The 1,510-nt window shown below is 72.6% G+C and carries 1 protein-coding gene; it reads right to left on the reverse strand.

Going from position 1 to position 1,510, the window contains the following annotated elements; translation table 11 throughout:
* Positions 1–1,174, reverse strand: a 1,174-nt coding sequence (locus tag E1292_RS50335; protein ID WP_132606865.1) for a serine/threonine-protein kinase, incomplete at its 3' end; no start/stop codon positions are given.
* Between the last annotated feature and the right edge of the window lie 336 nt (positions 1,175–1,510).

Below are 1,510 nucleotides of genomic sequence, written 5' to 3' on the forward strand. Positions count from 1 at the left end.
GGGTGGCTGCGGTGGCGGGAGCCGATGACTTCGGACGTTGCCCGCCGGACGAACCCGGCTGGACGTCGAGCAGGATCACGCCCGCGCACCCGATGGCGGCCACCACGGCGACAGCGGGGGCGGCACGTCGCACCAGGCTCTTCCGCGCCCGGACGGGCTCCGAGGGCCAGTCCGCGATGCCTCCCCCGCGGGCGGCGGTATCTCCGTGGCGGCCCGCATCTCCGTGGTGAGCGGCATCTCCGTGGCGGCCCGCATCTCCGTGGTGAGCGGCATCTCCATGGCGGCCCGCATCTCCATGGTGAGCGGCATCGACCGCCGGGAAGGCCCAGACGCGCTTCAGCCGGGACGTGACATCCGTCGCGGGGTCCCACGTCATGCGCCCCTTCTCGCCGTGGTGGCCGCGCCACGCGTCGGCGACCACCGCGAGTACGTCGTCCATGGCCGGACGCGCCTCGGGCGCCTTCGCCAGGGCCCTGTCGACCGTCGGGCGGATTCCCTCCGGCACCCTGGCGGTGTCGACCGTCGCGGTCATGACCCGGTGGGCCAGAACCTCGGGGCGGCGGCCGGCTCCGTACGGCTGCTCCCCCATCGCGGCGTACACGACGACGAGCGCCCAGCCGTAGACGTCGGCGGCCGGTCCGGCCGGGGCGCCGGCGTAGTCCTCAGGGCTCACCCATCCCGGGGAGCCGATCACGTGGCCGCTCGCCGTGAGGGACGTGCCGTCGAGCGAGCGGGCGATGCCGAAGTCGACCAGGCGCGGGCCCTGCGGGAGGATCATCACGTTGGAGGGCTTGAGATCCCGGTGCACCACGCCCGCCGCGTGGACGGCGACCAGCGCCTCCGCGAGCCCGGCGGCCAGCCCGTAGAGCCCGTCGCCGCTGAGCGGCCCTTCGACGCGTACGTGCTCGTCCAGCGTGCGCCCGGCGATGTACTCCGTCGCCAGCCACGGCTGCCGGGCTTCGGCGTCGGCCGCGAGCATCCGTACGCAGCAGGTGCCCTGGACCCGGCGGAGCATCTCCACCTCGCGCCGGAACCGTATTCTGAACTCCTGGTTCGTGGCATGCATGTCATGGATCAGCTTGACCGCGGCCCGCCGGCCCGCGGAGTCGACGCCCGCGTAGACGATCCCCATGCCGCCGGCCCCGAGCCGTCCGACGATCCGGTACGGTCCCACCTCCGCCGGATCCCCCTGCCGGGGGGCGGAGGCGTTCCAGCCCGCAGGCGGATCGACGGTTTCTTGGGGGCGAGGGGGGATCCGCAAGGTTGTCCCGCTTCGACTCGTTGGCTTGATCGCGTGGAGAGTATTTCAGAGCGAAGGATCGACACGGAGCGACTTGCGCATATCCCCGATGTCCCCCGAAGGGCTTATGCGCAGGCCTGCTCGGTGACGCGCTGGATGGCCTTGACGGCGGCATCGGGCTGGTCCTCGTAGATGTAGTGCCCGCTCCTGGCGGCGGTGCTCAGTTTGCCGGCGCTGGAGATGGCGAGCCACTTGCGCTGGCCCGCGGCC

Source organism: Nonomuraea deserti, assembly GCF_004348685.1.
GTDB classification, from domain to species: Bacteria; Actinomycetota; Actinomycetes; order Streptosporangiales; family Streptosporangiaceae; genus Nonomuraea; species Nonomuraea deserti.